21 protein-coding genes are annotated in these 23,220 nt (G+C 68.0%); 10 read left to right on the forward strand and 11 right to left on the reverse strand.

Going from position 1 to position 23,220, the window contains the following annotated elements:
• Window positions 1-92: 92 nt before the first annotated feature.
• A complete protein-coding gene (locus V7E00_RS18755; RefSeq protein ID WP_333574182.1) occupies window positions 93-1,595 on the reverse strand; it encodes a DEAD/DEAH box helicase in 1,503 nt (500 codons plus the stop codon).
• Between the two features lie 294 nt (window positions 1,596-1,889).
• Between V7E00_RS18755 and V7E00_RS18760 the strand changes: the two genes are divergently transcribed.
• Both V7E00_RS18760 and V7E00_RS18765 read left to right on the forward strand, forming a co-directional pair.
• Window positions 1,890-2,267 carry a PilZ domain-containing protein gene (locus V7E00_RS18760; protein WP_333574183.1) on the forward strand — a complete coding sequence of 126 codons (378 nt, stop codon included), beginning with the start codon at window positions 1,890-1,892 and terminating at the stop codon, window positions 2,265-2,267.
• A gap of 93 nt (window positions 2,268-2,360) precedes the next feature.
• Window positions 2,361-2,816: a hypothetical protein gene (locus tag V7E00_RS18765; RefSeq protein ID WP_333574184.1), complete on the forward strand. Its 456-nt coding sequence runs from the start codon at window positions 2,361-2,363 to the stop codon at window positions 2,814-2,816.
• A 71-nt stretch (window positions 2,817-2,887) separates the two neighbouring features.
• Here V7E00_RS18765 and V7E00_RS18770 read toward each other — a convergent pair whose 3' ends face one another.
• Genes V7E00_RS18770 through V7E00_RS18780 form a run of 3 tightly spaced genes read right to left on the reverse strand, consistent with a single transcriptional unit; the run spans window position 2,888 to window position 6,090 of the window.
• On the reverse strand, window positions 2,888-3,205 hold the full coding sequence (locus tag V7E00_RS18770; RefSeq protein ID WP_333574185.1) for a hypothetical protein: 318 nt from the start codon (window positions 3,203-3,205) through the stop codon (window positions 2,888-2,890).
• Between the two features lie 3 nt (window positions 3,206-3,208).
• Window positions 3,209-4,843: a glycoside hydrolase family 43 protein gene (locus tag V7E00_RS18775; protein ID WP_333574186.1), complete on the reverse strand. Its 1,635-nt coding sequence runs from the start codon at window positions 4,841-4,843 to the stop codon at window positions 3,209-3,211.
• On the reverse strand, window positions 4,840-6,090 hold the full coding sequence (locus V7E00_RS18780) for an MFS transporter (protein WP_333574187.1): 1,251 nt from the start codon (window positions 6,088-6,090) through the stop codon (window positions 4,840-4,842). The genes V7E00_RS18775 and V7E00_RS18780 overlap by 4 nt, the downstream gene beginning before the upstream one ends.
• Window positions 6,091-6,226: 136 nt before the next feature.
• On the opposite strand from V7E00_RS18780, the gene ada reads away from it, so the two are divergent.
• Window positions 6,227-7,270, forward strand: coding sequence for a bifunctional DNA-binding transcriptional regulator/O6-methylguanine-DNA methyltransferase Ada (ada, locus tag V7E00_RS18785; RefSeq protein WP_333574188.1), 1,044 nt, complete (start codon window positions 6,227-6,229; stop codon window positions 7,268-7,270).
• A gap of 1 nt (window position 7,271) precedes the next feature.
• Here the strand turns inward: ada and V7E00_RS18790 are convergent, their stop codons facing one another.
• The 3 genes from V7E00_RS18790 to V7E00_RS18800 all read right to left on the reverse strand — a co-directional run bounded on the left by V7E00_RS18790 (window position 7,272) and on the right by V7E00_RS18800 (window position 12,631).
• The gene (locus tag V7E00_RS18790) at window positions 7,272-8,822 is read right to left on the reverse strand and encodes a S1C family serine protease (protein WP_333574189.1); all 1,551 of its coding nucleotides are present in this window, start codon (window positions 8,820-8,822) and stop codon (window positions 7,272-7,274) included.
• A 56-nt stretch (window positions 8,823-8,878) separates the two neighbouring features.
• Window positions 8,879-10,393, reverse strand: coding sequence for a hypothetical protein (locus tag V7E00_RS18795; protein ID WP_333574190.1), 1,515 nt, complete (start codon window positions 10,391-10,393; stop codon window positions 8,879-8,881).
• Between the two features lie 72 nt (window positions 10,394-10,465).
• Entirely contained in the window at window positions 10,466-12,631 is a 2,166-nt protein-coding gene (locus tag V7E00_RS18800) for a primosomal protein N' (RefSeq protein WP_333574191.1), read from the reverse strand.
• 77 nt (window positions 12,632-12,708) lie between these two features.
• On the opposite strand from V7E00_RS18800, the gene V7E00_RS18805 reads away from it, so the two are divergent.
• The 4 genes from V7E00_RS18805 to V7E00_RS18820 all read left to right on the forward strand — a co-directional run bounded on the left by V7E00_RS18805 (window position 12,709) and on the right by V7E00_RS18820 (window position 15,377).
• The gene (locus V7E00_RS18805) at window positions 12,709-13,161 is read left to right on the forward strand and encodes a hypothetical protein (protein WP_333574192.1); all 453 of its coding nucleotides are present in this window, start codon (window positions 12,709-12,711) and stop codon (window positions 13,159-13,161) included.
• 63 nt (window positions 13,162-13,224) lie between these two features.
• Window positions 13,225-13,641, forward strand: coding sequence for a hypothetical protein (locus V7E00_RS18810; protein WP_333574193.1), 417 nt, complete (start codon window positions 13,225-13,227; stop codon window positions 13,639-13,641).
• 34 nt (window positions 13,642-13,675) lie between these two features.
• A complete protein-coding gene (gene fsa / locus V7E00_RS18815) occupies window positions 13,676-14,329 on the forward strand; it encodes a fructose-6-phosphate aldolase (protein ID WP_333574194.1) in 654 nt (217 codons plus the stop codon).
• 154 nt (window positions 14,330-14,483) lie between these two features.
• On the forward strand, window positions 14,484-15,377 hold the full coding sequence (locus V7E00_RS18820; RefSeq protein ID WP_333574195.1) for a tyrosine recombinase XerC: 894 nt from the start codon (window positions 14,484-14,486) through the stop codon (window positions 15,375-15,377).
• A 54-nt stretch (window positions 15,378-15,431) separates the two neighbouring features.
• Here V7E00_RS18820 and V7E00_RS18825 read toward each other — a convergent pair whose 3' ends face one another.
• A complete protein-coding gene (locus tag V7E00_RS18825) occupies window positions 15,432-17,219 on the reverse strand; it encodes a glycoside hydrolase family 2 protein (protein WP_333574196.1) in 1,788 nt (595 codons plus the stop codon).
• A 153-nt stretch (window positions 17,220-17,372) separates the two neighbouring features.
• Complete coding sequence (gene zapE, locus V7E00_RS18830) at window positions 17,373-18,485, reverse strand: cell division protein ZapE (RefSeq protein ID WP_333574197.1); 1,113 nt, start codon at window positions 18,483-18,485, stop codon at window positions 17,373-17,375.
• 189 nt (window positions 18,486-18,674) lie between these two features.
• On the opposite strand from zapE, the gene V7E00_RS18835 reads away from it, so the two are divergent.
• Genes V7E00_RS18835 through V7E00_RS18845 form a run of 3 tightly spaced genes read left to right on the forward strand, consistent with a single transcriptional unit; the run spans window position 18,675 to window position 21,602 of the window.
• A complete protein-coding gene (locus tag V7E00_RS18835) occupies window positions 18,675-19,673 on the forward strand; it encodes an efflux RND transporter periplasmic adaptor subunit (protein ID WP_333574198.1) in 999 nt (332 codons plus the stop codon).
• A 1-nt stretch (window position 19,674) separates the two neighbouring features.
• Complete coding sequence (locus tag V7E00_RS18840; RefSeq protein ID WP_333574199.1) at window positions 19,675-20,925, forward strand: ABC transporter permease; 1,251 nt, start codon at window positions 19,675-19,677, stop codon at window positions 20,923-20,925.
• Window positions 20,922-21,602, forward strand: a complete 681-nt coding sequence (locus V7E00_RS18845) for an ABC transporter ATP-binding protein (RefSeq protein WP_333574200.1) — start codon at window positions 20,922-20,924, stop codon at window positions 21,600-21,602. Before V7E00_RS18840 ends, V7E00_RS18845 begins: the two co-directional genes overlap by 4 nt.
• 44 nt (window positions 21,603-21,646) lie before the next feature.
• On the opposite strand, the gene V7E00_RS18850 is transcribed toward V7E00_RS18845, so the two are convergent.
• Together V7E00_RS18850 and V7E00_RS18855 are read right to left on the reverse strand one after the other, a co-directional pair.
• Window positions 21,647-22,429, reverse strand: coding sequence for a succinate dehydrogenase iron-sulfur subunit (locus V7E00_RS18850; protein WP_333574201.1), 783 nt, complete (start codon window positions 22,427-22,429; stop codon window positions 21,647-21,649).
• Window positions 22,430-22,529: 100 nt separating this feature from the next.
• Window positions 22,530-23,105 carry an ATP-dependent Clp protease proteolytic subunit gene (locus tag V7E00_RS18855; protein ID WP_333574202.1) on the reverse strand — a complete coding sequence of 192 codons (576 nt, stop codon included), beginning with the start codon at window positions 23,103-23,105 and terminating at the stop codon, window positions 22,530-22,532.
• Between the last annotated feature and the right edge of the window lie 115 nt (window positions 23,106-23,220).

Genomic DNA, 23,220 nt, shown 5'->3' on the forward strand with positions numbered 1-23,220 from the left:
CACTAATGGATCCCCGCCTTCGCGGGGATGACGATCGTAATGGTGGGCGCCGTCACCTGCAGAAGCAAGCCACGGCGCCCGTTGTTCTCAGCTCAGCGCGAGCGACCTGCGCCGCCGCCCTGGCCGCGATTGCCGCCGCCGGGACGGCCCTGGCCGCTGCCGGCCGGACGGGCGTTGAACTTGCGCTTCGGTGCACCCGGGCCGCGACCGGCGCCAGCCCCGGCACCGGCATGGCCGGCGCCTTCCTGGCGACGCGGCTGATCGCTGCGCGGACCGCCTTCGGCCCGGCGCTGCTCGCCACCACGCGGGGCATCGCCGCGCGGACCACCGCGACCGCCGCGCGCCGGCTGGCCGTCACCGCGACGACCCGACGCATGCTGCATCGCGCGGCCGTTACGGCCGTTCTGCTCGTCGCGGCTCGCCGGCATCGGCGAACGGGTCGACTTGATCTTGTCGGCCTCGGCCGTGAAGTTCTCCGGCAGCGGCTGCACGGTGAGCTTCTGACGTGTCAGCCGCTCGATGTCCTTCAGGTACGGACGCTCGTCATCGGCGCAGTAGCTGATCGCGATGCCGTCGGCGCCGGCGCGCGCGGTGCGGCCGATGCGGTGGACATATTGCTCCGGCACGTTGGGCAGCTCGAAGTTGAACACATGGCTAACGCCCGACACGTCGATGCCGCGCGCGGCGATGTCGGTCGCCACCATCAGCTTGACCTTGCCCGAACGGAACTCGCCCAGCGCACGCTCGCGCTGCGGCTGGCTCTTGTTGCCGTGGATCGCGTTCGCCGCGATGCCGTTGCCGGCGAGCAGCCGCACGACGCGGTCGGCACCATGCTTGGTGCGGGTGAAGATCAGCGCGCGGTCGATCTCCGGGTTGCGCAGCTGGATCGTCAGCAGCGCCTGCTTCTCGGCCTGCGTCACATAGGTGACGAACTGCTCGACACGTTCCGCCGTGGTGGCGACCGGGGTCACCTTCACTTCGACCGGATTGTGGATGAACTGGCTGGCCAGCTCGCGGATGGTCTTCGGCATGGTGGCCGAGAAGAACAGCGACTGGCGCTTCGACGGCAGCTCCTTCACGATGCGGCGCAGCGCATGGATGAAGCCGAGGTCGAGCATCTGGTCGGCTTCGTCGAGCACCAGGATCTCGATGCCCAGCAGGATCAGGAAATGCTGGTCGAGCAGGTCGACGAGGCGGCCCGGCGTGGCGACGAGGATGTCGACGCCGCGCGCCAGATCGGTCTTGTTCTTGTGGACCGAGGTGCCGCCGAACACGGTGGCGATGCGCAGGCCGGTGCCGCTGGCATAATGCTTGGCATTGTCGGCGATCTGCGCGGCGAGCTCACGGGTCGGCGCGAGGACGAGCATGCGGCAGCCGCGCGGCTGCGGGCGCTTGCCGCTGGCGATCAGGCGATCGATCGAGGGCAGCATGAACGCCGCGGTCTTGCCGGTGCCGGTCTGCGCGATGCCGAGCAGGTCGCGACCTTCGAGCAGCGCGGGGATCGACTGCGCCTGGATCGGCGTCGCGTCGGTATAGCCCTTGGCGGCGAGCGCAGCCAGGACGGTCTCGGAAAGGCCGAGTTCTTTGAATTGCATGACAGTACCTTATGGATGCGGCCGGCGCGCACGCATCTTCAAAGGGCGCACGCGAAGGCGGGGTCAACAAGTGACGCCCCGCGTGATTTGGGAAGCCGATAAGCGACGAAGCAGAGCCTAGCGGAGCAGGTTCCCAACTGGGGCGCGCCGCCGATCACGCTGCATGTAAATGCCTCGTCGTGATGTCGCATATGGCAGTGATGCTGCGCCGCGTCAAGAAGCGGACGCGCGTTGGTCAGGCGTTAACCCCGTTTGTCGTAGAGCCGGTGCCCTGGGGCAAGGGAACAGGTGCTGGTGCTCGTCGCGAGACTCGAAGTTTGGGGAAGCATGGACGCGCGCGGCGCGGTGCGCTTCCTGGTGAATCGGGAAACCACGGTGCGCGGCATGGACGGGCGCCCGTTCGACGCAGTGGTGGAGAATTTCTCGCGCACCGGCTTCCTGTTCAACGCCGATGTCGCGCTGCCCGAGGGGACGCTGATCTGGATCGGCATGTCCGGCGCCGGCGCGCGCGAGGCACGGGTGGTGTGGCGCGAGGAGACGCGGCACGGCTGCGAATTCCTGATGCCGCTCAGCCAGAGCGACCTGCAGCATGCGTTCCGCAGCCGGGAGCGGATGGTGGAGGACCTGGAGGCGCGGCTGCGGCGAGCGAGCATGTTGCGCGAGGGAGAGTAGTGGGCTGGGTAGTTAAGGTTGAGCATCCAGAGGGCAGGCTACCGTATCGGCAGTGAGCCTCAGCACCTTTACCAGACGCCGGGGGGATGCTTGATGGACAACGCCGGAGCATGCGATTCCGCAGCACGAGGATATCTGTCGAAAATGAATGGTGACATTATAGATCGAGCCTATGCAGAATGCGTCAACCCGGAAGAATGGCCTTTTGGGCTTTGGATTAACGCGCTCTACGGCGTGGTAGACGTTCCAGAACTGAACTTGGTCGAGCGAAAGGAAGCGTTCCTTGGCTTGGCTCAGAAGCTTCTCGACGACGGCAAGATCGTGTTTTTTATTCCGAATGGTGTCGCGTTGAAAGCGCGCGTTCAAGGAGGCGCAGATTCCATCTGGGATGTCTCCCATCAGGAAATGATCGCTTTCGTTCGGCGGAACTGGCCTGATGGTGATCCAAACTCCCCAGGTCCGGAGGAGATTCCCTTCTTCTACGATCCTGCGCGTTGCCCTGGGATTGGTTGGGTAGACCCCGAGACGGGAGAGGTTGTCGCCAGCTGAGTTGCCGCTGTCGGCAAAAGTCTTGGACTGTGCGGCGCGAGGCCGCTGCACGAGCGGGCTTTGAGCGTGTACTAAATATCTATATAGGCCCTGGATCGTTCGAAGAAGTCGGACATCACGGACAGGTACTTTGAAAGTGCCTCCCTATCGTCGGACAAGTCGACGATCATCCGCACGTCACCCCACTTGCTTACGGCATACGCCCAGTCGGCATCTAGCGACTGCTCGGACGATACCAAAACGTCCTTTGCACGGAAGAAGAACCAGCAGTTGGGCGCCTCTGCATGCTCCTCGCGAAGATATGCGTCCCGATCCCCTGCGAGGCTCCGCAGGCAGTCGCGAGCGTGCGTCTCGGCAAGGGCGCGTGCAGAGATGACATCGATGGTCATGATCTAGCTTATAGTCGGATCCGCCACATACTCCCGCTCGCGATACGCAAACCAGTCGAAGTCCGCCGACATCCCCGTGCCGCCGATGTCCTGACAGGCCATGCCGATGAACGCACCGGTGAAGTTGGGCAGGCCGGGCGCGCTCGCCTCGTCGGAGAGGATCGAGGCGTCGAACAGTTCGAGGAGCCAGTGCCAGGCCTCCGCCCCCGCCATCCGCCAGCCGAAGCGCAGCCGCTCGTAGTCCACCTCGCAGCGTAGCTCGACCGGCCCCGCCGGCAGCGGGATCGGCGCGGTGAAGGCGTCGCCCTGGGGGGCGTCGGGCAGCGCTGTCATCACGCGGAGATGGCGGCCCACGTCCTCGTCATGGCTGACATGCAGGTAATGGAACTTGGTGCCGTTGTAGTAGGCGACCAGCCCCGCCGCCTGCTGGAAGTCCTGCGGCTCAAAGTCGAGCACGCAGCGGGTCGAGGTGCAGAAGGCCTGGAGCCGCCGGGCGACCAGCGCCTGGGTGAAGACGCTGCCGATCGTCTCGCGCCCGAACAGGCGGAGATGGCCGGGCCGCGCAGTGAGGCTGAAGATCCGCTCGGGCTCGGGGGTGCGCAGCCATTGCAGGTCGATCGGCAGCGCGGCCGAGTCGAAGTCGTGGCGTTCCTCGGTGGCACGTGCGGGCGAGGGGGCGCCGGGCAGCCCCTGCATGTCCAGTTCGGGCAGTCCCATGCCGTTGCGGGTGTAGAGCCAGCCATCCTCGCCCCAGCGCATCGGCTGGATCGCGGTTTCGCGGCCGAGCACGCAGCGCCCGCGCCCCGGCAGCGGGCGGCCGCACAGATAGGCGAGCCAGGGTTCGCCCTCCGCCGTGTGGACCAGATCGGCATGGCCGGCGCGCGCCAGCACCGCATCGGGGCGGGTGCGGCTGGAGAGAATGTACGTGTCCGGATGCAGTTCGTACGGCCCGGTAATCTCACGTGACCGCGCCATGGTGACGGCATGGTTCCAGCCGGTGCCGCCCTCGGCGGTGAGCAGATAGTAGAACGCGCCGCGGCGATAGAGGTGCGGGGCCTCGGTCAGCCCCAGCGCGGTGCCGGGGAAGATGTTGGTGCGCGGGCCGACCAGCTTCTCCGTCGCAGGATCATATTCCTGCAGCACGATGCCGGCGAAGCGGTTGCGGCCGGGGCGATGGTCCCAGAGCTGGTTCACCACCCATTTGCGGCCATCCTCGTCGTGAAACAGCGACGGGTCGAACCCGCTGGAGTTGAGGTGGACCGGATCGGACCAGGTGCCGTCGATCGTCTCGCAGGTGACGAGATAATTGTGGAAATCGCGCAGCGACGCGCCCGAGGCGCCGCCCATCGTCGTGCGGCCATAGCGCTTCACATCGGTGTAGAGTAGGTGGAAGCGCGCACCGTCATGGGTGAGGCACGGCGCCCACACCCCGCAGCTGTCCGGATCGCCGCGCATGTCGAGCTGCGACGCGCGCACCAAAGGGCGGGTGACCAGCGTCCAGTTGGCGAGATCGCGGCTGTGGTGGATCTGCACGCCGGGAAACCACTCGAAGGTCGATGTCGCGATATAATAATCGTCGCCGACGCGGCAGATCGACGGATCGGGGTTGAAGCCGGGAAGGATCGGATTGCGGATCATCGGGGCGCCTTGACGAGGGTCCAGAGGAGAAGGGCGGCGACGAGGTCGAGCAGCCCGAGCGCGACGAAGAAGGGGCCGTAGCCGATGGAGGCGACCAGCCCGCCGATCAGCAGCGAGAAGATCAGGATGCTGCCATTGGCAAAGGTGCCGGCGAGCCCAGCGACGGTGCCGAGTTCGTTGCGCGGGAACAGGTCACTGGCCATGGTGATGACGGTGACCGAGAGCGTCTGGTGCGCGAAGCCGCCCAGGCAGAGCAGCGCGACGGCGAGCCAGGCGCTCTCGACGCTGGCGACGAGCACCATGCACGTCATCAGCAGGGCGCCGAAGGTAAAGGTCCAGCGCCGCGCGTTGATCAGGCTGATCCCGCGCCGCTGGAGGAAGAGCGCCAGCGCGGGACCGAACATGCAGCCCAGGTCGGCGGCGATGAAGGGCAGGAAGGCGGAAACCGCGATCTCGCCCAGGTTGAAGCCGCGCACCTTCACCAGATAGAGCGGCATCCAGAAGGTGAGCGTCCCCCAGGTCGGGTCGGCAAGGAAGCGCGGCAGGGCGATGCCCCAGAAGTTACGCTGGGTGAGCAGGCGGAGGGGCGAGGGCCGCTCGGCGCGCTCCTGGATATGCGCTTCCTGGCCGCTCAGGATCAGGTCGCGCTCCTGCTCGGAGATGCCCGGATGAGTCTGCGGGGTGCGGTAGTTGGCGAGCCACAGCAGCGCCCAGAGCAGTGCCAGCACGCCGGTGACGACGAAGGCCGCGCGCCAGTTCCACAAGGCGATCGATCCCGCGACCAAAGGCGCCGCCAGCGCCGCGCCCGCCGAGGCGCCGAGATTGTAGATACCCCCGGCAAAGCCCCGCTCGCGCGCGGGGAACCACTCCGAGACGACCTTGAGCCCGCCGGTATGCGAGGTGCCCTCGGCAAAGCCCAGAAGCCCGCGCAGCGCAAACAGCCATTGCCAGCTGAACGCCAGGCCATGCGCCATGCTCAGCAGCCCCCAGCCGGCGGCGAACAGCGCCAGGCCCGAGCGTAAGCCGACCACGTCGAGGATATAGCCCACCACCGGTTGCAGCATGATACCGCCCTGGAAGGCTGCGGTAATGTAGGAATATTGGCGCTCGTCGATATGCAGGTCGGCCATGAAACTCGGCGCGGCAACGGCAAGGGTGCTGCGCGTCAGGTAATTGAGCATCGTGCCCAGCATGACGATGCCGATGATCCACCAGCGCAGCGCGCCCGTGCGGTGCCAGAAGGACATGCACTCTCCCAACTTCCACGCCACCGCGGTGTGTTAACGTTAACGTTGCCAGCAAAGTGGCCGGACTGCAAGCGCAGGGTCTTTGAACGCAGGTTGCGGGATGCTGCAACTACGCCAATGGGCGTATAGCGATGGCATGACCGATGCCGCTGCCCTGTACGATGCCCGCTGGAATGCCTTCGCCGCGCGCGACCGGGCACAGGATGGACGCTTCGTCGTCGCGGTGACCACCACTGGCATCTACTGCAAGCCGAGCTGCCCGGCGCGGCGGCCGCGGCCGGAGAATGTCCGCTTCTTCGATGCAGGAGCGGACGCGGCGGCGGCGGGCTTCCGCGCCTGCCTGCGCTGCAAGCCCGACGAAGCGGCGCGCGATGCGACTGCCGTAGCGCGCGCCACCGCGCTGCTCGATGCGGCCGAGGAGACGATCGGGCTCGACGCGCTGGCGGCAGCGGTCGGCTATGCGCCGCATCATTTCAACCGGCTGTTCAAGCGCGCGACCGGCGTGACCCCCGCCGCCTATGCCCGAGGCCTGCGCGCACGGCGGGCGGCGGCAGCCCTCGACGAGGAGGAAAGCGTGACCCAGGCGATCTATGCCGCCGGCTATTCGGCCCCCAGCCGCTTCTATGCCGAGACGGGCGCGCGGCTCGGCATGGCGCCGAGCGCGTGGCGCGCCGGTGGGGCAGGGGTGACGATCCGCTGGGCCCTGGCCGAGACCAGCCTGGGTCCGCTGCTGATCGCCGCGACCGACAAGGGCCTTTGCCGCATCGCCTTCGACGAGGACGCGGCGATGCTCGCGCGGCGCTTCCCCGCGGCGACGGTGGTGCCCGGCGATGCCGATTTCGCGGCGCTTGCGGCGGAGGTGGTGGCGCTGGTCGAGGACCCCGGCCGCCAGCGCGACCTGCCGCTCGACGTGCAGGGCACCGCCTTCCAGGAGGCAGTGTGGCAGGCGCTGCGGACGATCCCGCCGGGCGAGACGCGCAGCTATGCCGAACTCGCGGCATTGGCGGGCAATCCCGCCGCGGTGCGTGCGGCCGGCACAGCGTGCGGCGCCAACCCGGTGGCCCTTGCCATTCCCTGTCACCGTGCCCAGCGGGGCGACGGGAGCATGGGCGGCTATGCCTATGGGCTAGACCGCAAGCGGGTATTGCGCGCCCGCGAAGGCGTACGCGAACGAAACTAGCCTACTGCGCGCCGGCCGCCGCGCAGTGATAGACCAGCTTCTCGTTGTACGCAGGCGGCAGGGCCGCGCGCATCAGCTGTTGCAGGCTGGCGAGGCTGGCGCGCTTCGCCTGATCGGCGGTGCACTGGTTCACCGGCGCCGTCGGCTTCACGTCGCGAACCTTCTGCATGTCGGCGGCGGAAAGAAAGTATCGGGTGTCGGTCAGCGTCTCGCTGTCGGGATCGAATTCGCGCACCGTCACCGTCTGCTCGTCCGCGGGGACGAGCACGCGCTGCCAGCGGCGGCCGGATTCGGCATATTGGGTCTTGCCGTCGAAACAGCCGTCCGGCCCGACATCCACCTTCACCGCCTCGCCGGGCGAAACCGTGATGCGGCTGCGGTCCGGCTGGAGCGTGCAGACCAGCGGACCCTGTGCGGCATCCGCGGGCAGCCTGGCCTCCGCGGTCTCGTTTCCGTCGCCGGGCACGGTGATGCTCGCCTCGTCGAAGCTCGGGCGGAGCACGAACAGCGCGACCGCGCCCAGCAGCAGCGCGCCGCCGCCGACCGCGGTCCAGATTCCCGGCCGCTGCCTGTCACGGGAAAGCAGCAGTCCGGCCGCGCCCAGGGCCAGCGCGCCGAACACGAGCAGCACCGCCGCACCTGCCATATAGGTCTCGCGCGTGGACTCGTTCGCCGCGCGCGCCTTGTCGACTGCGGCTTCACGCGCACGGGCGGCGGCGGATTCGGCCTGCGCGGTGCGGTTCGCCGCGTCGGCGCGATCCTTCTCCTCCGCCGCCTTGTCGAGCGCGTTGCGCTGGTCGACGCTGATGCACGGCGCGGCCACCGAGACGAAAGGCTGCTTTGCCTGGGTGAGGAAGCCGGTCAGTTCGGTGTCCGAGATGGCGAAGGCGAAGGTCGAATCGCCCTCCTCGCTATTCGTGATGGCCGAGTTGACGCCGAGCACCCGACCGCAGGCATCCAGCAGCGGTCCGCCCGAATTGCCGCGGGCGATGTTGGCGGTGTGGAGCAGCACCGAAATGCCTTCCAGGGTCCGCGTGCCGGCGAAGCCGCCCTGCGAGCGCACCGGCGACTGCGGGGTGATGAAGTCCGCCGCCGAACGGGCCGTGGCGATGTCGACATTGCCGGGATAGCCGAGCGCAATCAGCGTCTCGCCATCGGTGACCGCCGCGCTGGACAAGGCTAGCGTCGGCAGCTTCGCGCCGCTGAACTCGATCAACGCCAGGTCACGCTTGGTATCGATGGCGATCAGCTTGCCCTGAAAGGACTTGCTGCCTTCGGACGGCACGACGCCGATCACGACGTTGCCGGGATAGCGCGAGGCGAGCTCGACGACATGGGCGTTGGTGACGACGCGATTGGGTGCCACCGCGAAGCCGCTGCCATGGCCAAAGCCGACCACTTCGTCATCGGCGACGGCAATGGTGACGATCCGCACCACGCCCCGCCCAGCCGCGGAAATGTCGTCGGCGCGCGCGGGCGCGATCCAGGCGAACATCATCGCGACCAGCATGATCATCTGCCGCACGTGCGGAAACACCCCGGTTCTAGCCATGCGGTGCGCTTTCGGCGAAAAGTGGCGGGGGTTCAAGCGCGCGCGGCGCGGGCTCGTCATTTCGCAGCAGGCGTCTCCGGCGGGGGCTGTTTCAGCCGGGCGTCGATCGTGTCGATCATCTTGGAGGCGGCTTCCCCCATTCCCGAGGCGTGCGGATCGTAGGTGAGTGCCAGCAGCATCGACCGTGCCTCCGCAAGCTTGTTCTCCGCGATCAGCATCGATGCCGTCTGCATGCGAAGCCCGCGGTCCTGCGGTGCCAGCTGATAGGCGTGGAACAGGCCGTCGCGCGCAATTTTGGGCGGCCACAGGCCCTGGTCCGCATAGCTCCGGAAAAACAGGATGAGCGGCCGCGGGTCCTCGGTATCCAGGCGGTTTGCGCGCGCGATGGTGCGACGGATTTCACCCCAGGTCTCGATCCTGTCGTCCTTCGCGGCCAGGGCGATCGCCATCTGTGCCATTGCGCGGTAGCAATGTGCCTCGACGAACTTCGGATCGGCGGCGATCGCCCGGTCGGCGGCGGCGAGCGCGGCCGCATGGTCGCCGGCATCATAGGCGGCCTCGGCCAGCGCGCGCTGCACGGCCGCATCGTCGGGGAAGCGCGCCGCGATCTTCTTCGCATCGGCATAGACGCCAGGCGCGCTTTTCGCGTCCACGCCTGCCGTGGAGCGAATCCGCACCGGCATGATCGCAGCCTCGCCCGGGGTGAGCAGCCTCGTGGCGATGGGGGGAATCGTCAGGTTCTCCGCCCGGACACGAAAGCCGCTGATCCGGGGCTTCGCCAGGAAGCGCTCCAGTTCCTTGTGCAGGGCGCCCAGGTCGCCGAACACCGAGGCCGCGGCTTCGGGCGATTTCCGCGCATTGGTGATCGCGTCGAGATAGGCGCCGAGCTGGCCTTTGCGGCTGGGCTCGAAGGTGAGGTAATGGACCAGCGCCCAGCCGCGGCCATATAGTGCGTCCCGCTGCTCCGGCCGCAGCTTCCCCGCCGCGCCGGCCAGGATCTGCTGGATCGGCAGCGGGTTGCCGGTCAGCAGCCCATAGGCGCGATATTGGGGCGCGGCACCGAACTGAAGGTTGCCCGCGCGATCGAAGCTGGCGGTCGCGTGGAACTCCGCCCAGCCCTCCGCCACCCAGGAGGGGAAGGCGGCATCGGGCCAGGTGGTGAACATGAAATGATGGGCATATTCATGCTGCAGCACCTGCTGCGAGCCAAGCGCAGTGGGCCCGTCGCCGGACAGATCATCCGGCACGAACGCCACCGACGCCCCGGCACGCGGGACGTAGAAGCCGGCCACATTGGCCTGGCGGGCGAGGCTTGCCACCCGATCTTCATCGCTCACGAAGTAGACCGTCACGCGCCCCGCCTTGCCCAGCGGCGATTCGGTGATGCCGCGCGCGAGCCGCAGCGCCTTGTCGAACTTCTCCAGCCGTTCGGCATCGCGACGCAGCGTCGCATCCGACGTGTTGGCGTAGACGACGAAGTGCGCCGTTTCCGCGACTCGCCAATCCGCGAAGGCCGGGCTCCCGGCAGCAAGGGACGCCGCGAGGCTCAGCAGCAACGCCAACCATTTCATCGTGAACCCCCGTTTTGCCCCGAACGGACGATATCCCGCCGGCAGGCATTGGCAATCGCTGAATCGCCGGCGTCAGACGAAGCTGTAGGGATCCACGTCCACTGCCACGCGCACGCGCGGGCTCCAGCTAAGGCCGCCCAGCCAGTCGCGGATTACTTCCTGCACCGCGAAGCTGCGCCTGGCGTGCACGAGCAGCCGGAAACGGTGCCGCCCGCGCAGCATCGCGAGCGGCGCGGGAGCGGGGCCATAGACATGCATCTCCGCCAGCTCCGGTGCCGAGCGGCCGATCATCCGCGCAGTCTCCTCCGCCGCGGCCTTGTCCTCGGACGAAACGATGATCGCGGCGTAGCGGCCGAACGGGGGCGCATCGGCTTCCCGCCGCGCGTCGGTCTCCGCCGCATAAAAGGCCTCGGCATTGCCGGAGATCAGCGCCTGCATCACCTGCGCCTCGGGCGCGTGGGTCTGGATGAAGACGGTACCCGGCTTCTCGCCGCGGCCCGCCCGCCCGGATACCTGCATGATCTGCTGAAAGGTGCGTTCGGAGGCGCGCAGGTCGCCGCCGTCGAGCCCCAGATCGGCATCGACCACGCCGACCAGCGTCAGGTTAGGGAAGTGATAGCCCTTGGTGACGAGCTGGGTGCCGACGACGATGTCGATCGCGCCATGCTCCATCCGCGACACGAACTCGGCCGCCTTGGCGGGGGACCAGAGCGTGTCCGAGGTCACGATGGCGGTCCGCGCCTCCGGCCACAGCGTCGCAACTTCGTCGGCGATCCGTTCGACACCGGGGCCGCAGGCGACCAGCGTGTCGTCGGACTTGCACTCCGGGCACATGCTCGGCGTCGGCATGGTGTGGCCGCAATGGTGGCAGGAGAGGCGGTGGAGCAGCCGGTGCTCGACCATCCACGCCGTGCAGTTCGGGCACTGGAAACGGTGGCCGCAGTGGCGGCACAAGGTCAGCGGCGCATAGCCGCGCCGGTTGAGGAACAAGAGCGATTGTTCGCCGCGCTTCAGCGTCTCCTCGATCGCCGCGACCAGCCTGGGGGCGAGCCAGCGGCCGCGCTCCGGCGGCTCGCGGATCAGGTCGATCGCCTCGATCTTCGGCAGCTCGGCGGCGCCGTAGCGGCCCGGCAGCTTGAGTTCGGCATAGCGGCCGACCTCGACCTGGTGCCGCGTCTCGATCGCCGGCGTGGCGGAGGCGAGGACGACCGGGCAGCGCTCGAACATGCCGCGCATCACCGCCACGTCGCGGGCATGGTAATGCACGCCCTCTTCCTGCTTGAAGCTGGTCTCGTGCGCCTCGTCGACCACGATCAGGCCCAGCTTCGGATAGGGCAGGAACAGCGCCGAGCGCGCGCCCACCGTCACCATCGCCTCGCCGCTCGCAATCGCGCGCCAGGCGCGGCGACGCTCGGAGCTGCGCAGGCCGGAGTGCCACGCCACCGGCTCGCAGCCGAAACGACCGGCGAAGCGGGTGAGGAAGGGTTCGGTGAGCGCGATCTCGGGGAGCAGCACCAGCGTCTGCCTGCCCGCCTCGATGGCCGCTGCGACGGCTTCGAAATAGACTTCGGTCTTGCCCGATCCGGTGACGCCATCGAGCAGGAAGGGCTGGAAGGCGGCGGTCTCCACCGCAGAGCGCAGCCCACCCGCCACCGCCGCCTGAGCGGGGTTGAGGTGCGGTGGCGCGAAGCCGGGGTCGGGCAGGGGATAGGGTGCCTGGGTGTCGACGGTCACCGCTTCGATCGCGCCGGTCTTCACCAGCCCGCGGATCACCGCGTCGGACACTTCGGCGATCGCGGCGAGCTCGCGCACCAGCCCCTGGCGCTCGCCGATCCGCTCCAGCGCCTGCGCGCGCTGCGGGGTGAGGCGGGCCGGCACCTCGCCGGTCGCGCGATATTCGGTGATCGTCGGCGCGGCCTCGAACGCTGCCGAGGTGCGCAGCGTCATCGCCAGCACGGCGGAGGGTGGGGCGAGATAGTAATCGGCGGTCCACTCGATCAGGCGCCGCACGGGCGCGGGGATCGGCGGCGCGTCGGCGACGGCGAGAATGGCACGAAGCCGGTTGTCGCCGATCTCCTCGGTGGGCAGCCGTTCGGCCTCCCACACCACGCCGGCGAACTGGCGCGGGCCGATCGGCACGATCACGATGCTGCCCGGCTCCACCGCCATGCCCGGCGGCACGCGATAGTCGAGCGGCCCCAGAGCCGGGTGGAGGACGAGAATGCGCGCGCGGGACATGATCGGCCCCTCATATGGGCATTTTCCGCGGAACGGGAATCCCGTATCGCCGGTTCGTTGTTCGAGGAGACCCGCCAATGCTGTTGTTCGCCTTGCTGCTGGCCCAGACTGTTCCCGCCCAGGCAACCACGGCGTGCAAGGCGCCCGACGCCAGCCTGCCCGCGGCGCTCGCCGGCTGGAGCACGCCGGGCGACGAACTGGTGGCGGACAAGGCGGTATCGCTGGCGACCGTGGACGGCAAGACGCTCAAGGGGCTGCCCCAGGGCGCCAAGCCGGGCCGCGCGGCGATGGTCGAGTTTCGCATCGCCAAAGCCGGCACCTATGGCGTGGCGCTCGATCAGCCGGGCTGGATCGACGTGGTGCCCGGTTCGGCGGGCGGCGCGGCACTGAAGTCGGTGGCGCATGGCCATGGGCCCGATTGTTCGACGATCCGCAAGATCGTCCGGTTCGAGCTCGCGCCCGGCACCTATCGGGCGTTCGCCAGCGGTCTTCAGCAGTCCAAGGCCAAGCTGATGCTGGTGCCGAACTGAATCCACTTGTTCCGCGACTGGAACGAATATAGAACAGCGACTCGCTGAACAGGGGAGTCGGCGATGCTGATATTCGTAGCTGGACTGGCAATGACGGTGCCGCAGTGCACCGAGCTTCCGCGATCACTTTCGGGCTGGGAACGCAGCGGCGAGGGGCTGGACACCCGTCATGCCACGACGGTTCCGGCCAGGAACGGCGCGGCAGAGACGCAGGTGACGATCCGCAAGGCGGGCACCTTCGGCATCGCCGCCGATCAGCCCGGCTGGATCGACGTTGCGAAGGGCAACGGGCGGCCGCTCCGCATGGCGTCGCGCGGCCCCGGCGTCCCCTGCGCGAAGATCGACAAGATCGTCTATTACCGGCTTGAGCCCGGCACCTACCGGGTAACCGTCGGCAAGCTCCAGAAGCCGCAAGTGAAGCTGATGCTCGTCTATGGCAACCGCACGCAGGGGTTTGCTCGCCGGGGCCGGCTGGGCTAGGCGCGGGCAGCATATTCCACTGGAAGGTTCTGCCATGAAGTTCTTCGCCGACACCGCCATCATCGACGACATCCGCGACCTGGCCGATGCCGGTCTGCTCGATGGCGTCACCACCAACCCGTCGCTGATCGCCAAGTCGGGCCGCAACTTCCTCGAAGTGGTGGCGGAAATCTGCGGTATCGTCGAAGGCCCGGTTTCGGCCGAGGTCGTCGCTCTCGATTTCGAGGGCATGATGCGCGAGGCGGAGATTGTCCGGAAGATCGCCGACAATGTCGCGGTGAAGCTGCCGCTGACGATCGACGGCCTCAAGGCGTGCAAGGCGCTGACCGACGATGGCACGATGGTCAACGTCACGCTCTGCTTCTCGGCGAACCAGGCGCTGCTCGCCGCCAAGGCGGGCGCGACCTTCATCTCGCCGTTCGTGGGCCGTCACGATGACATCGGCTTCGACGGCATGGACCTGATCGAGGACATCCGCCTCATCTACGACAATTACGATTTCGGCACCGAGATCCTGGTCGCCAGCGTCCGCCATCCGATCCACGTGCTCCAGGCGGCGAAGATCGGTGCCGACGTGATGACCGCGCCGCCGGCGGTGATCAAGCAGCTGGTCAAGCACCCGCTGACCGACAAGGGCATCGAGTCGTTCATGGCGGACTGGGCCAAGACCGGCCAGACGATCGGCTGAGGCTGATCTGAGTGCAAATTCCCCTCCCGCTTGCGGGAGGGGCTAGGGGAGGGACTGACGTGGAAGCGGCAGCACGTCCGGTGAAGTTCAACCCCTCCCCCATCCCCTCCCGCAAGCGGGAGGGATGCGCAGGCGGCGGGCGCCGGGCAGCACCATGACCGACCTCCCCCTGCCGCGCCGTTTCGCCGAGCATCTCGGCCGCGACCGGCGGCGCTCGGCGCACACGATCCGTGCCTATGAGGCGACTGCAATCCGCTTGCTCGGCTTTCTGCAGGGCCATTGGGGCGGCCCGGTCGCGCACGACGCGCTGGCCAAGATAGGTGCCGCCGACCTTCGCGCCTACCTTGCCCATCGCCGCAACGAAGGCCTGTCCAACACCTCCGCCGCGCGCGAGCTATCGGCCGTCCGCGCCTTTCTGAGCTTCGTCGGCGGTGACGATGCGGAACTGCCGCGGTTGCGCGGGCCCAAGGTGAAGAAGGGACTGCCGCGGCCCATCGCGCCGCACGAGGCGGTGGCACTCGCCGAATGGGCGTCGGACGAGGCGAGCGAGCCCTGGATCGCCGCGCGCGACTGGGCGGTGCTGCTGCTCCTCTATGGCGCGGGCCTGCGCATCGGCGAGGCTGTAGCGCTCACCGGCGCGGCGCTGCCGCTGGGCGCGACGCTGCGTGTCATCGGCAAGCGAGACAAGACCCGTGACGTGCCGCTGCTGCCGGAAGTCCGCGCCGCGATCGAAGCCTATGTGGAGGCCTGCCCCTGGGGCACGGCGCGCGACCTGCCGCTGTTCCGCGGCGCCAAGGGCGGGCCGTTGCCGCCGGGAGCGATCCGCAAGGCAGTGCGCTCCGCCCGCACCAGCCTGGGGTTGTCCGATCGCACCACACCGCACGCGCTGCGCCACAGTTTCGCAACCCATTTGCTGGGCCGCGGGGCGGATCTGCGCGCGTTGCAGGAATTGCTTGGCCATGCGAGCCTCAGTTCCACCCAGGTCTACACGGCGGTGGATGCGGCGCATCTCCTCGACGTCTACCGCGCCGCCCATCCCCGAGCCTGAGCGCGAGGCGTGAGGAAAGGCTGGAGCAAGGCGTTCCTGCTCCAGCCCGAACGCTCAGTGCTTGGCAGCGTCAGCCGCTTCGCGCTTGGCATAGTCGCTGGCGAGCACGTCGAAGGCGAGCTTGCGCTGGCCGGTCTCGGAGATCAGCCCCTTGCGGTTCCAGCCCTGCTGGTAGATCGGGTGCTGGCGCCGCGGCGAGCGGAAGTCCTTGAGGATCCAGGGGCTCATGCCGCGCAGGAACGGCACCTTGGCGGCCATCGCCAGTGTCGCGCGGTAATAGTCGGCCTGATATTCCTCGCTGAACTTGTGCGGGCTTGCCACCGCATCGTGATAGCCGGCGCGCGCGTCCGCCCCGAATTCGGAAAAGATCAGCGGCTTGTTCGCGGGACCGCGCCATTCCTGGTTCGCCAGGTCCTCCAGCGCATCGTCGGTGTACCAGCCATTGTAGGTGTTGATCGCCATGACATCGAGCTCGTTGGCGAGCGGATCGTCGATCTTCATGATCTTGTTGCCCTCGCGCCCGCTCAGCAGCGCGGCAGTGACGAGCCGGCTCGAGTCGAGGCTGCGGACATCGGCGATCATCGTGCGCAGGAAGGCGTTGCGCGCATCGTTGGTGGGCGTTTCGTTGGCGACGCTCCACAGCACGATCGAGGCGCGATTGCGGTCGCGGTGGATGTTCTCGGCGAGGATTCGCCGGGCATCGGCCAGCGTATCCGGATTGGACCAGTTGACCAGCCAGTAGAGCGGAATCTCGCTCCACACGAGCAGGCCCATCTCGTCGGCCATGCGGGTGGTCGACTCGCTGTGCGGATAATGGGCAAGGCGCACGAAGTTGCCGTGGAGGCCGTACTTGATTTCACCGAGCAGCGCGCGGGCGGCGGCGGGCGTCATCGCGCGCACCGGATCGGCGCCGAGTTCCTCCTCGTGCATCGAGATGCCGCGCAGGAAGATGGGTTTTCCGTTGAGCAGGATGTCGGCGCCCTTCACCGCGATGGTGCGGAAGCCCATGCGATCGGCGAAGTGATCGGCGCCCGCATCGATGCTGATGTCGTAGAGCTTGGGGTTCTCAGGCGACCAGCGGACCAGCGCGCGGGGCACCGGCAGGGTGGCCTCCCACTTGCCCTCGCCATCGGTCTTGCCGTCGAGCGTCGCGCCCAGGAGGGGGATGCGGAACTTCACGCCGGTGTTCGCCGCCTTCGGCCCTTCCAGCTTCACCGACACCGCGATGCGCGTGCCATCGGGCGTCAGCCGCACAAAGGCATCGTCGACATAAGTGTCCGGCACGGTGACGAGGGTGACGCTGCGGGTGATGCCGCCATAGGTCTCCCAATCGGTGACCGGCGGCGGCACGTCATTGGCGGTGCGGACCGAATCGACGCCGATCGTCACCTGGTTGCGGCCGGGCCGCAGCAGCTTGGTGACGTCGTAGGCGAAGGGCGTGTAGCCGCCGCAATGTTCGCCCAGCGGCTTGCCGTTGAGATAGACGTAGGAGCGATATTCGGCCGCGCCGATGCGCAGGAAAACACGATTGCCCGCCGCGGGCGTCTTGGCGGTGAACTCGCGCTGATACCAGACCAGGCCCTGGTACAGCCGCATCTCCGGCGAATGGCCGATCCACGAGCCCGGCAGGCTGACGACCGGCGACTGCTGCATGTCGAATTCAAAGAAGGTGCGCGGCTTGGCCTGCATCACCTCTGCCTGGATGACGTCTGCGGCGCGCTGGGTGCGCTGATTCGGCGGCTCGCCATGGAAACCGGCCAGGCCATCGCGGTACGGATCGATCGACCAGTGCCACGGCCCGTCCAGGCTCTGCTGCTGGCGCAGGTCCGCCGCAACGAGCACAGGCTGCGCCCAAGCCGAGGATATTCCGAGACATGCGAGCCCGATGGCCGCGAGAAGGCGTAACCGCCGCATCATCTTCTCCCTGTTCCTCCGGTAAATCCCGGAGCCCATTGTCATTGTAGAACAGGAGAATGGACTTACAACGTGGCCTGATCAATCCGCTCCGTGGCCTTGGGCGAGATAGTCGTCCGACTGCATCTCGAGGAGCCGGGAGATGGTGCGCTCGAACTCGAAGCGGCCGTCACCCGCTTCATAGAGGTGCTCGGGCTCGGCATCGGCGGCGGCCAGCAGCTTGACCTTGTGCTCGTACAGGGCGTCGACCAGCGTCACGAAGCGCGCCGCCTCATTGCGGTTCTCCCGCCCCAGCTTGGGAATGCCGACCAGGATCACGGTGTGGAAGCGCCGGGCGATGGCGAGGTAATCGGGCGCCCCTCGCGCCTCGCCGCACAGCCGCTTGAACGAGAAGACGGCGACGCCCTTCACGCATTTCGGCACGAGGATCTCGCGGCCGCCCGCGATCGGCACCTGGCAGGTGGGAACGCGGGCACGGTCCTCCACCGGATAGTCGGTCAGCCGGAAGAAGGCGGCGGAGAGTGTGGCGGTGGCCTCGGCACCGTTCGGCACCAGCCAGGTATCGACGCTGCCGAGCCGGTCGCGGCGGTAATCGACCGGACCGTTTAGCGCGAGCACGTCCATCCTCTCCCCGATCAGCGTGATGAAGGGAAGGAACAGCTCGCGGTTGAGCCCGTCCTTGTAGAGATCCTTGGGCGGGCGGTTCGAGGTGGCGACCACCGTGAGGCCATGGGCCATCATCGCGGTGAACAGCCGGGAGAGGATCATCGCATCGGGCGGGTTGTTCACCACCAGCTCGTCGAAGGCGAGCAGCCGCGTGTCGCTGGCCAGCGCATCGGCGACGGCTGTGACCGGATCCGCGGTGTCCTTCTGCCGCTCGACGTTCAGCCGCTCATGCACCTCGATCATGAATTCGTGGAAATGCACGCGGCGCTTTCGGCGGATGTCGAGGCTGTCGTAGAACAGGTCCATCAGCATCGACTTTCCGCGCCCGACATCGCCCCAGACATACAGGCCGCGCGGCACGGCCGGCTTGCGGCCGGTGAGCTTCCACAGCACGCTGCCCTTGCGGGGGGCGGCCTCAAGCTCCTGCGCGAGGGCATCGAGACGGGCGGCAGCGGCTTCCTGCTCGCGATCGGGGCGAAGCTCGCCGGCGGAGACGAGGGCGCGGTAACGATCGAGAACGCGGGTCATGCCGGGCGGTGGTATCCGTGCTGCGCCGGCGTAGCGCCGGGTCGGGGTCAGGCTGCCGGACGGACGCTGGCGAAAGCCCGGTCAACGATTGCGCATAGCGACGGCAGGCCCCCAAGGGAAGCTTCGGAAGCCTCCCTAGTTACAGCCCACCCCCGGCCTTGATACGCCGGCGGGGACGGGGAGAAGAGCATGCGGTTTCGACGCATCTATCTGCTGCTGCCGGTGGCGCTCGCGGGGGCGGGCGCCGGCGCTTATTGGTGGGCGCGGCCGCTGGCGGTCGTCGGCACGCCGGTGCGGGCCGGGCCCGCCGCGGATGTGGTCTACGCAACAGGGTTCGTGGAGGCGCGCGAGCCGGTCGAGGTCGCGGCGCGGGTGACCGCGCCGATCACCCAGGTGCTGGTGGACGAGGGCGCGCAGGTCGTGCGCGGCCAGCCGCTCGCCCGGCTGGAGAATGGCGAGCAGCGCGAAGCGATTGCCCAGCTTGCCGCGCAGTCCCGGGCAGCGGCGCTCGACGAGCAGCGGACGGTCGCGATCTTCCGCCGCGGCTTCGCCACCGCGGCGGCGCGGGACCGCGCGGTGACGAGCGCGCAGGCGGCGCGGGCGGCAGAGGCGGCGGCGCGGGCACGGCTCGACCAATATGTCGTGCGGGCGGGCATTTCCGGTGTGGTGCTGCGGCGCGATGCCTATCCCGGCGCGCTCGCCACGCCGACCAAGGTGCTGTTCACGCTGGGGAACCCGAAGCTGATGCGGGTCACCGCCACCGTCGACGAGCGGGACATTCCCCGCGTCGTGCCAGGCCAGCGCGTGGCGATGACCTCGGATGCGTACAAGGGCCATGTCTATCGCGGGCGGGTGTACGAGATCACTCCCGCCGGCGACCCGACGCAGCGCGCCTTCCGCGTGCGGGTGGCGCCGGACGCGCCCGACCTGCCGATGGGGCTCACGCTCGAGCTCAACATCGAGACGGCGGTGCACCCGCAGGCGCTGCTGATTCCGGCCAAGGCGGTGCGCGACGGCAAGCTGTGGATCGCGCAAGGGGATCGCGCGGCGCGGGTGGCGGTGCAGACCGGCATCGAAGGCGGCGACACGGTGGAGGTTCGCGCCGGCGTCGCGCGGGGTACCTGCATCCTCGCTGATCCGCCGGCCGACCTTGGCGAGGGAACGCGCCTCAAGGTCACGGGCTGCTGAGATGCGCCAGCTCGGCCTGCTGCTGTCGATCGCTTTCCAGCATCTCGCCAAGCGGCGGCGGCAGACGATTGTCGCGGTGGCGGGAGTTGGCGTCGGCGTCGGCTTCTTCCTCGCAGTGTCGGCGCTGATGGTCGGCAGCCAGGACGATTTCGTGAACAAGCTGATCGACGCCGCGCCGCACATCCTTGTCTCGGACGAAGTGCGCAGCCCCTCGCCGCAGCCGGCCGTCCAGGCCTATCCCGGCGGGGCGGTGGCGGTGCATGGCTACAAGCCCCGCACCGAAACGCGCGGGATCAAGGGCTGGCAGCAGATCGTCGGGGCGGTGAACGCGATGCCGGGGGCGATCGCCTCGCCTTCGCTCTCCGGCGCCGTGACGCTGCGCGTCGGCGGCCATGAAGAGGCGCTGTCGGTGATCGGCGTGGACCCTGCCGTCGAGTCGCATGTCAGCAATATCGAGGAGAATCTTCAGGCGGGCAGCCTGCGCGCGCTGGAGACCAACCAGGGCGGGCTGATCGTCGCCGAGGAGCTGGCGCGGCGGCTTGGAGTGAACATGGGCGATGTGGTCGGCGCGACCTCTGCACGCGGCGGCACGCGGTCGCTTCGGATCGTCGGGCTGTTCGCGCGCGGCCGCAGCCCGGGCGGCAGCAGCGCGACCGGGTATGTGCTGCTGCGCGAGGCGCAGTCGCTCACCGGCCAGCCCTTCATCATCAACCGGATCGGGGTGAAGATCGCCGATCCCTATCGCGCCGAGACGATCGCGCGCGGGCTGGAGGCGCGCTTCACCTACAAGGCGGAGAGCTGGCAGGAGCGCTCCGCCGATTTCCTGACGCTGCTGCTCACCCGCAACATCATCATGTACACGGTGGTCTCGGCAATTTTGCTGGTGGCGAGTTTCGGCATCTACACCGTCGTTTCGAACGCCGTGGCGGACAAAAGACGGGACATCGCCATCCTGCGGTCGATCGGCTTCTCGCAGGGCGATCTGCAGGGCATCTTCATCGCCGAGGGGCTGGTGCTGGCGGTGGTCGGAGTCGTGCTCGGCTTCGGCCTGGGGCTGGTGCTCATGCAGATCCTCGGTAGCCTGGAATTTCCGGTGAGCGGACGGGTGGAGCATATCCCGCTGGACCGCCGGCCCCGCCAGTTCCTGATCGCGGGCGGCGCGTCGCTCCTGTGCGCGGTGGTCGCGGCGTGGCTGCCGGCGCGCAAGGCGGCGCGAGTCGATCCGGTCGACATCCTGCGAGGCGCTGCATGAGCGCGCTGATCCAGGCCCAGGGCCTCACCCGCATCCTGCCGGGCGATCCGCCGGTGCCGCTGGTGCACGGCCTCGACCTGGCGGTGGAGCCGGGCACCTTCGTCGCGGTAATCGGTCCGTCGGGCTGCGGAAAATCGTCGTTGCTCTATCTGCTCGGGCTGCTCGACCGGCCGACGGCGGGCAGCCTGACCTTTGACGGTATCGACACCGTGCCGATGGGCGGCGATGCCCGCGCGGCGCTGCGGCTGGCGCGGTTCGGCTTCGTGTTCCAGTTCCACTTCCTGCTGCCCGAGTTTACCGCGATCGAGAATGTGCTGATCCCGATCCGACGGCTGGGGCGGCTTTCGGGAAGCGCGGCACGAACGCGCGCGCTGGAACTGCTGCAGGCGATGGGGCTGGAGGAACAGGCCGACAAGACGCCCGATCGCATGTCCGGCGGGCAGCGCCAGCGGGTGGCGATCGCCCGCGCGCTCGCCAATGATCCGTCGCTGGTGCTGGGGGATGAGCCGACGGGCAATCTCGACAGCGTCAATTCCCACCGCGTGGTCGAGATCTTCCAGGCACTGGCGCATGATGAGGGCCGGGCGGTGATCTGCGTGACGCACGATCCGGACGTCGCAGCGGCGGCCGACCAGCGCATTCACATGCGCGATGGCGGGATCGAGAAGGTGGACTGATCCACCAACCCCCTCCCGCTGCGCGGAAGGGGGTCACAGGATCGTCAGAGCACGCGCTCGGCTTCGAGCTTCTTCACTTCGGCGATCGCCTTGGCCGGGTTCAGCCCCTTCGGGCAGGCGTTCGCGCAGTTCATGATCGTGTGGCAGCGATACAGGCGGAACGGATCCTCGAGCTGGTCGAGCCGCTCGCCGGTCATCTCGTCACGCGAGTCGGCCAGCCAGCGATAGGCCTGGAGCAGGATCGCCGGGCCCAGGAACTTGTCGCTGTTCCACCAATAGCTCGGGCACGAGGTCGAGCAGCAGGCGCACAGGATGCACTCGTAGAGGCCGTCCAGCTTCTCGCGGTCCTTGGGGCTCTGCAGGCGCTCCTTGCCCGAAGGCGTGGTGGTGACGGTCTGCAGCCAGGGCTTGATCGAGGCATATTGCGCATAGAAGTGCGTGAAATCGGGAACCAGGTCCTTGATCACGTCCATGTGCGGCAGCGGGGTGATCTGCACCTCGCCCTTGATGTCCTCGATCGCCGTGGTGCAGGCGAGGCCGTTCTTGCCGCCGATGTTCATCGAGCAGGAACCGCAGATGCCTTCGCGGCACGAGCGGCGGAACGTCAGCGACGAATCCTGCTCGCCCTTGATCTTGATCAGCGCGTCGAGAACCATCGGGCCGCAATCGTCGAGGTCTACCTCGAACGTGTCATAGCGGGGGTTCTCGCCCGAATCCGGATCGTAGCGGTAGATCTTGAACTTCTTCACCCGGGTGGCTTCGGGGCTTGCCTTGTGCTCCTGGCCCTTGGTGATACGGCTGTTCTTGGGCAGGCGGAATTCGGCCATTCCTGAAACTTCCTCTTTCGCTTCGGCGCGACGCGTCGGTTTTGCGGCGCGGGCTATGCCTTTCGCGGGCGCAGCGCAAGTGCCCTTTGGGCCAAGCCCCTCAGATGACGTCCAGCACCAGCCCCAGATCGCGCGCCTCTTGCGCCTCGATATACCAGTTATAGGGCGCCCGGCGGCGGAGTTCCTCGAAATCGACGTGCGATCCGGCGACAAGGGCGCGGAAGCCCTCTTCCTCGATCGCGATCGAATGCTCGATCTCGTTGAGCTTGGCCTTGAGGATCGCCGGCAGCATCCGCAGCGGTCCGGACAGGTCGACCGAAGAATGCATCTGCCGCTCGTGGAGCATCAGCCGGGTGCCGCGGGTTAGAAAGCGCTTGTCGACGGGGAAGCCGGACATGAAGGTCGCCCCGGCCGAATAGACCGCAACCTTGCCCAGGAACAGCAGCTCGCGCCCCGTCGCTTCGCCGAGGAGGCGCAGTTCGTCCGCCATCAGCCGGGCGACCTCGGGGTCGCCGCCCAGCGTCGACAGCGTCACCACCAGCGGGCCGTCGCTCGGCGCACCCAGCAGCTGATCGCGGAAATTCTGGTACATCGCGTCGTCCACGGTGCCCTGCAGCCGCACATGCGGGGTAGCGAGCAGCGGATAGCGCTGGAGCGGGCTTTCGGAGTCGGACATGCCGCGGCCAACCGGCGAGCAGGGTGGCAGGTTCCGCGAGGATTACGGCTTCAGCGCGTCCGCCGCCGTCGCCGATCGTCACCCCCGACATCGACGGAGCGCGCCGGCCGGCGCA

The sequence above is a fragment of the Sphingomonas sp. genome (assembly GCF_036731925.1).
Classification (GTDB): domain Bacteria; phylum Pseudomonadota; class Alphaproteobacteria; order Sphingomonadales; family Sphingomonadaceae; genus Sphingomonas.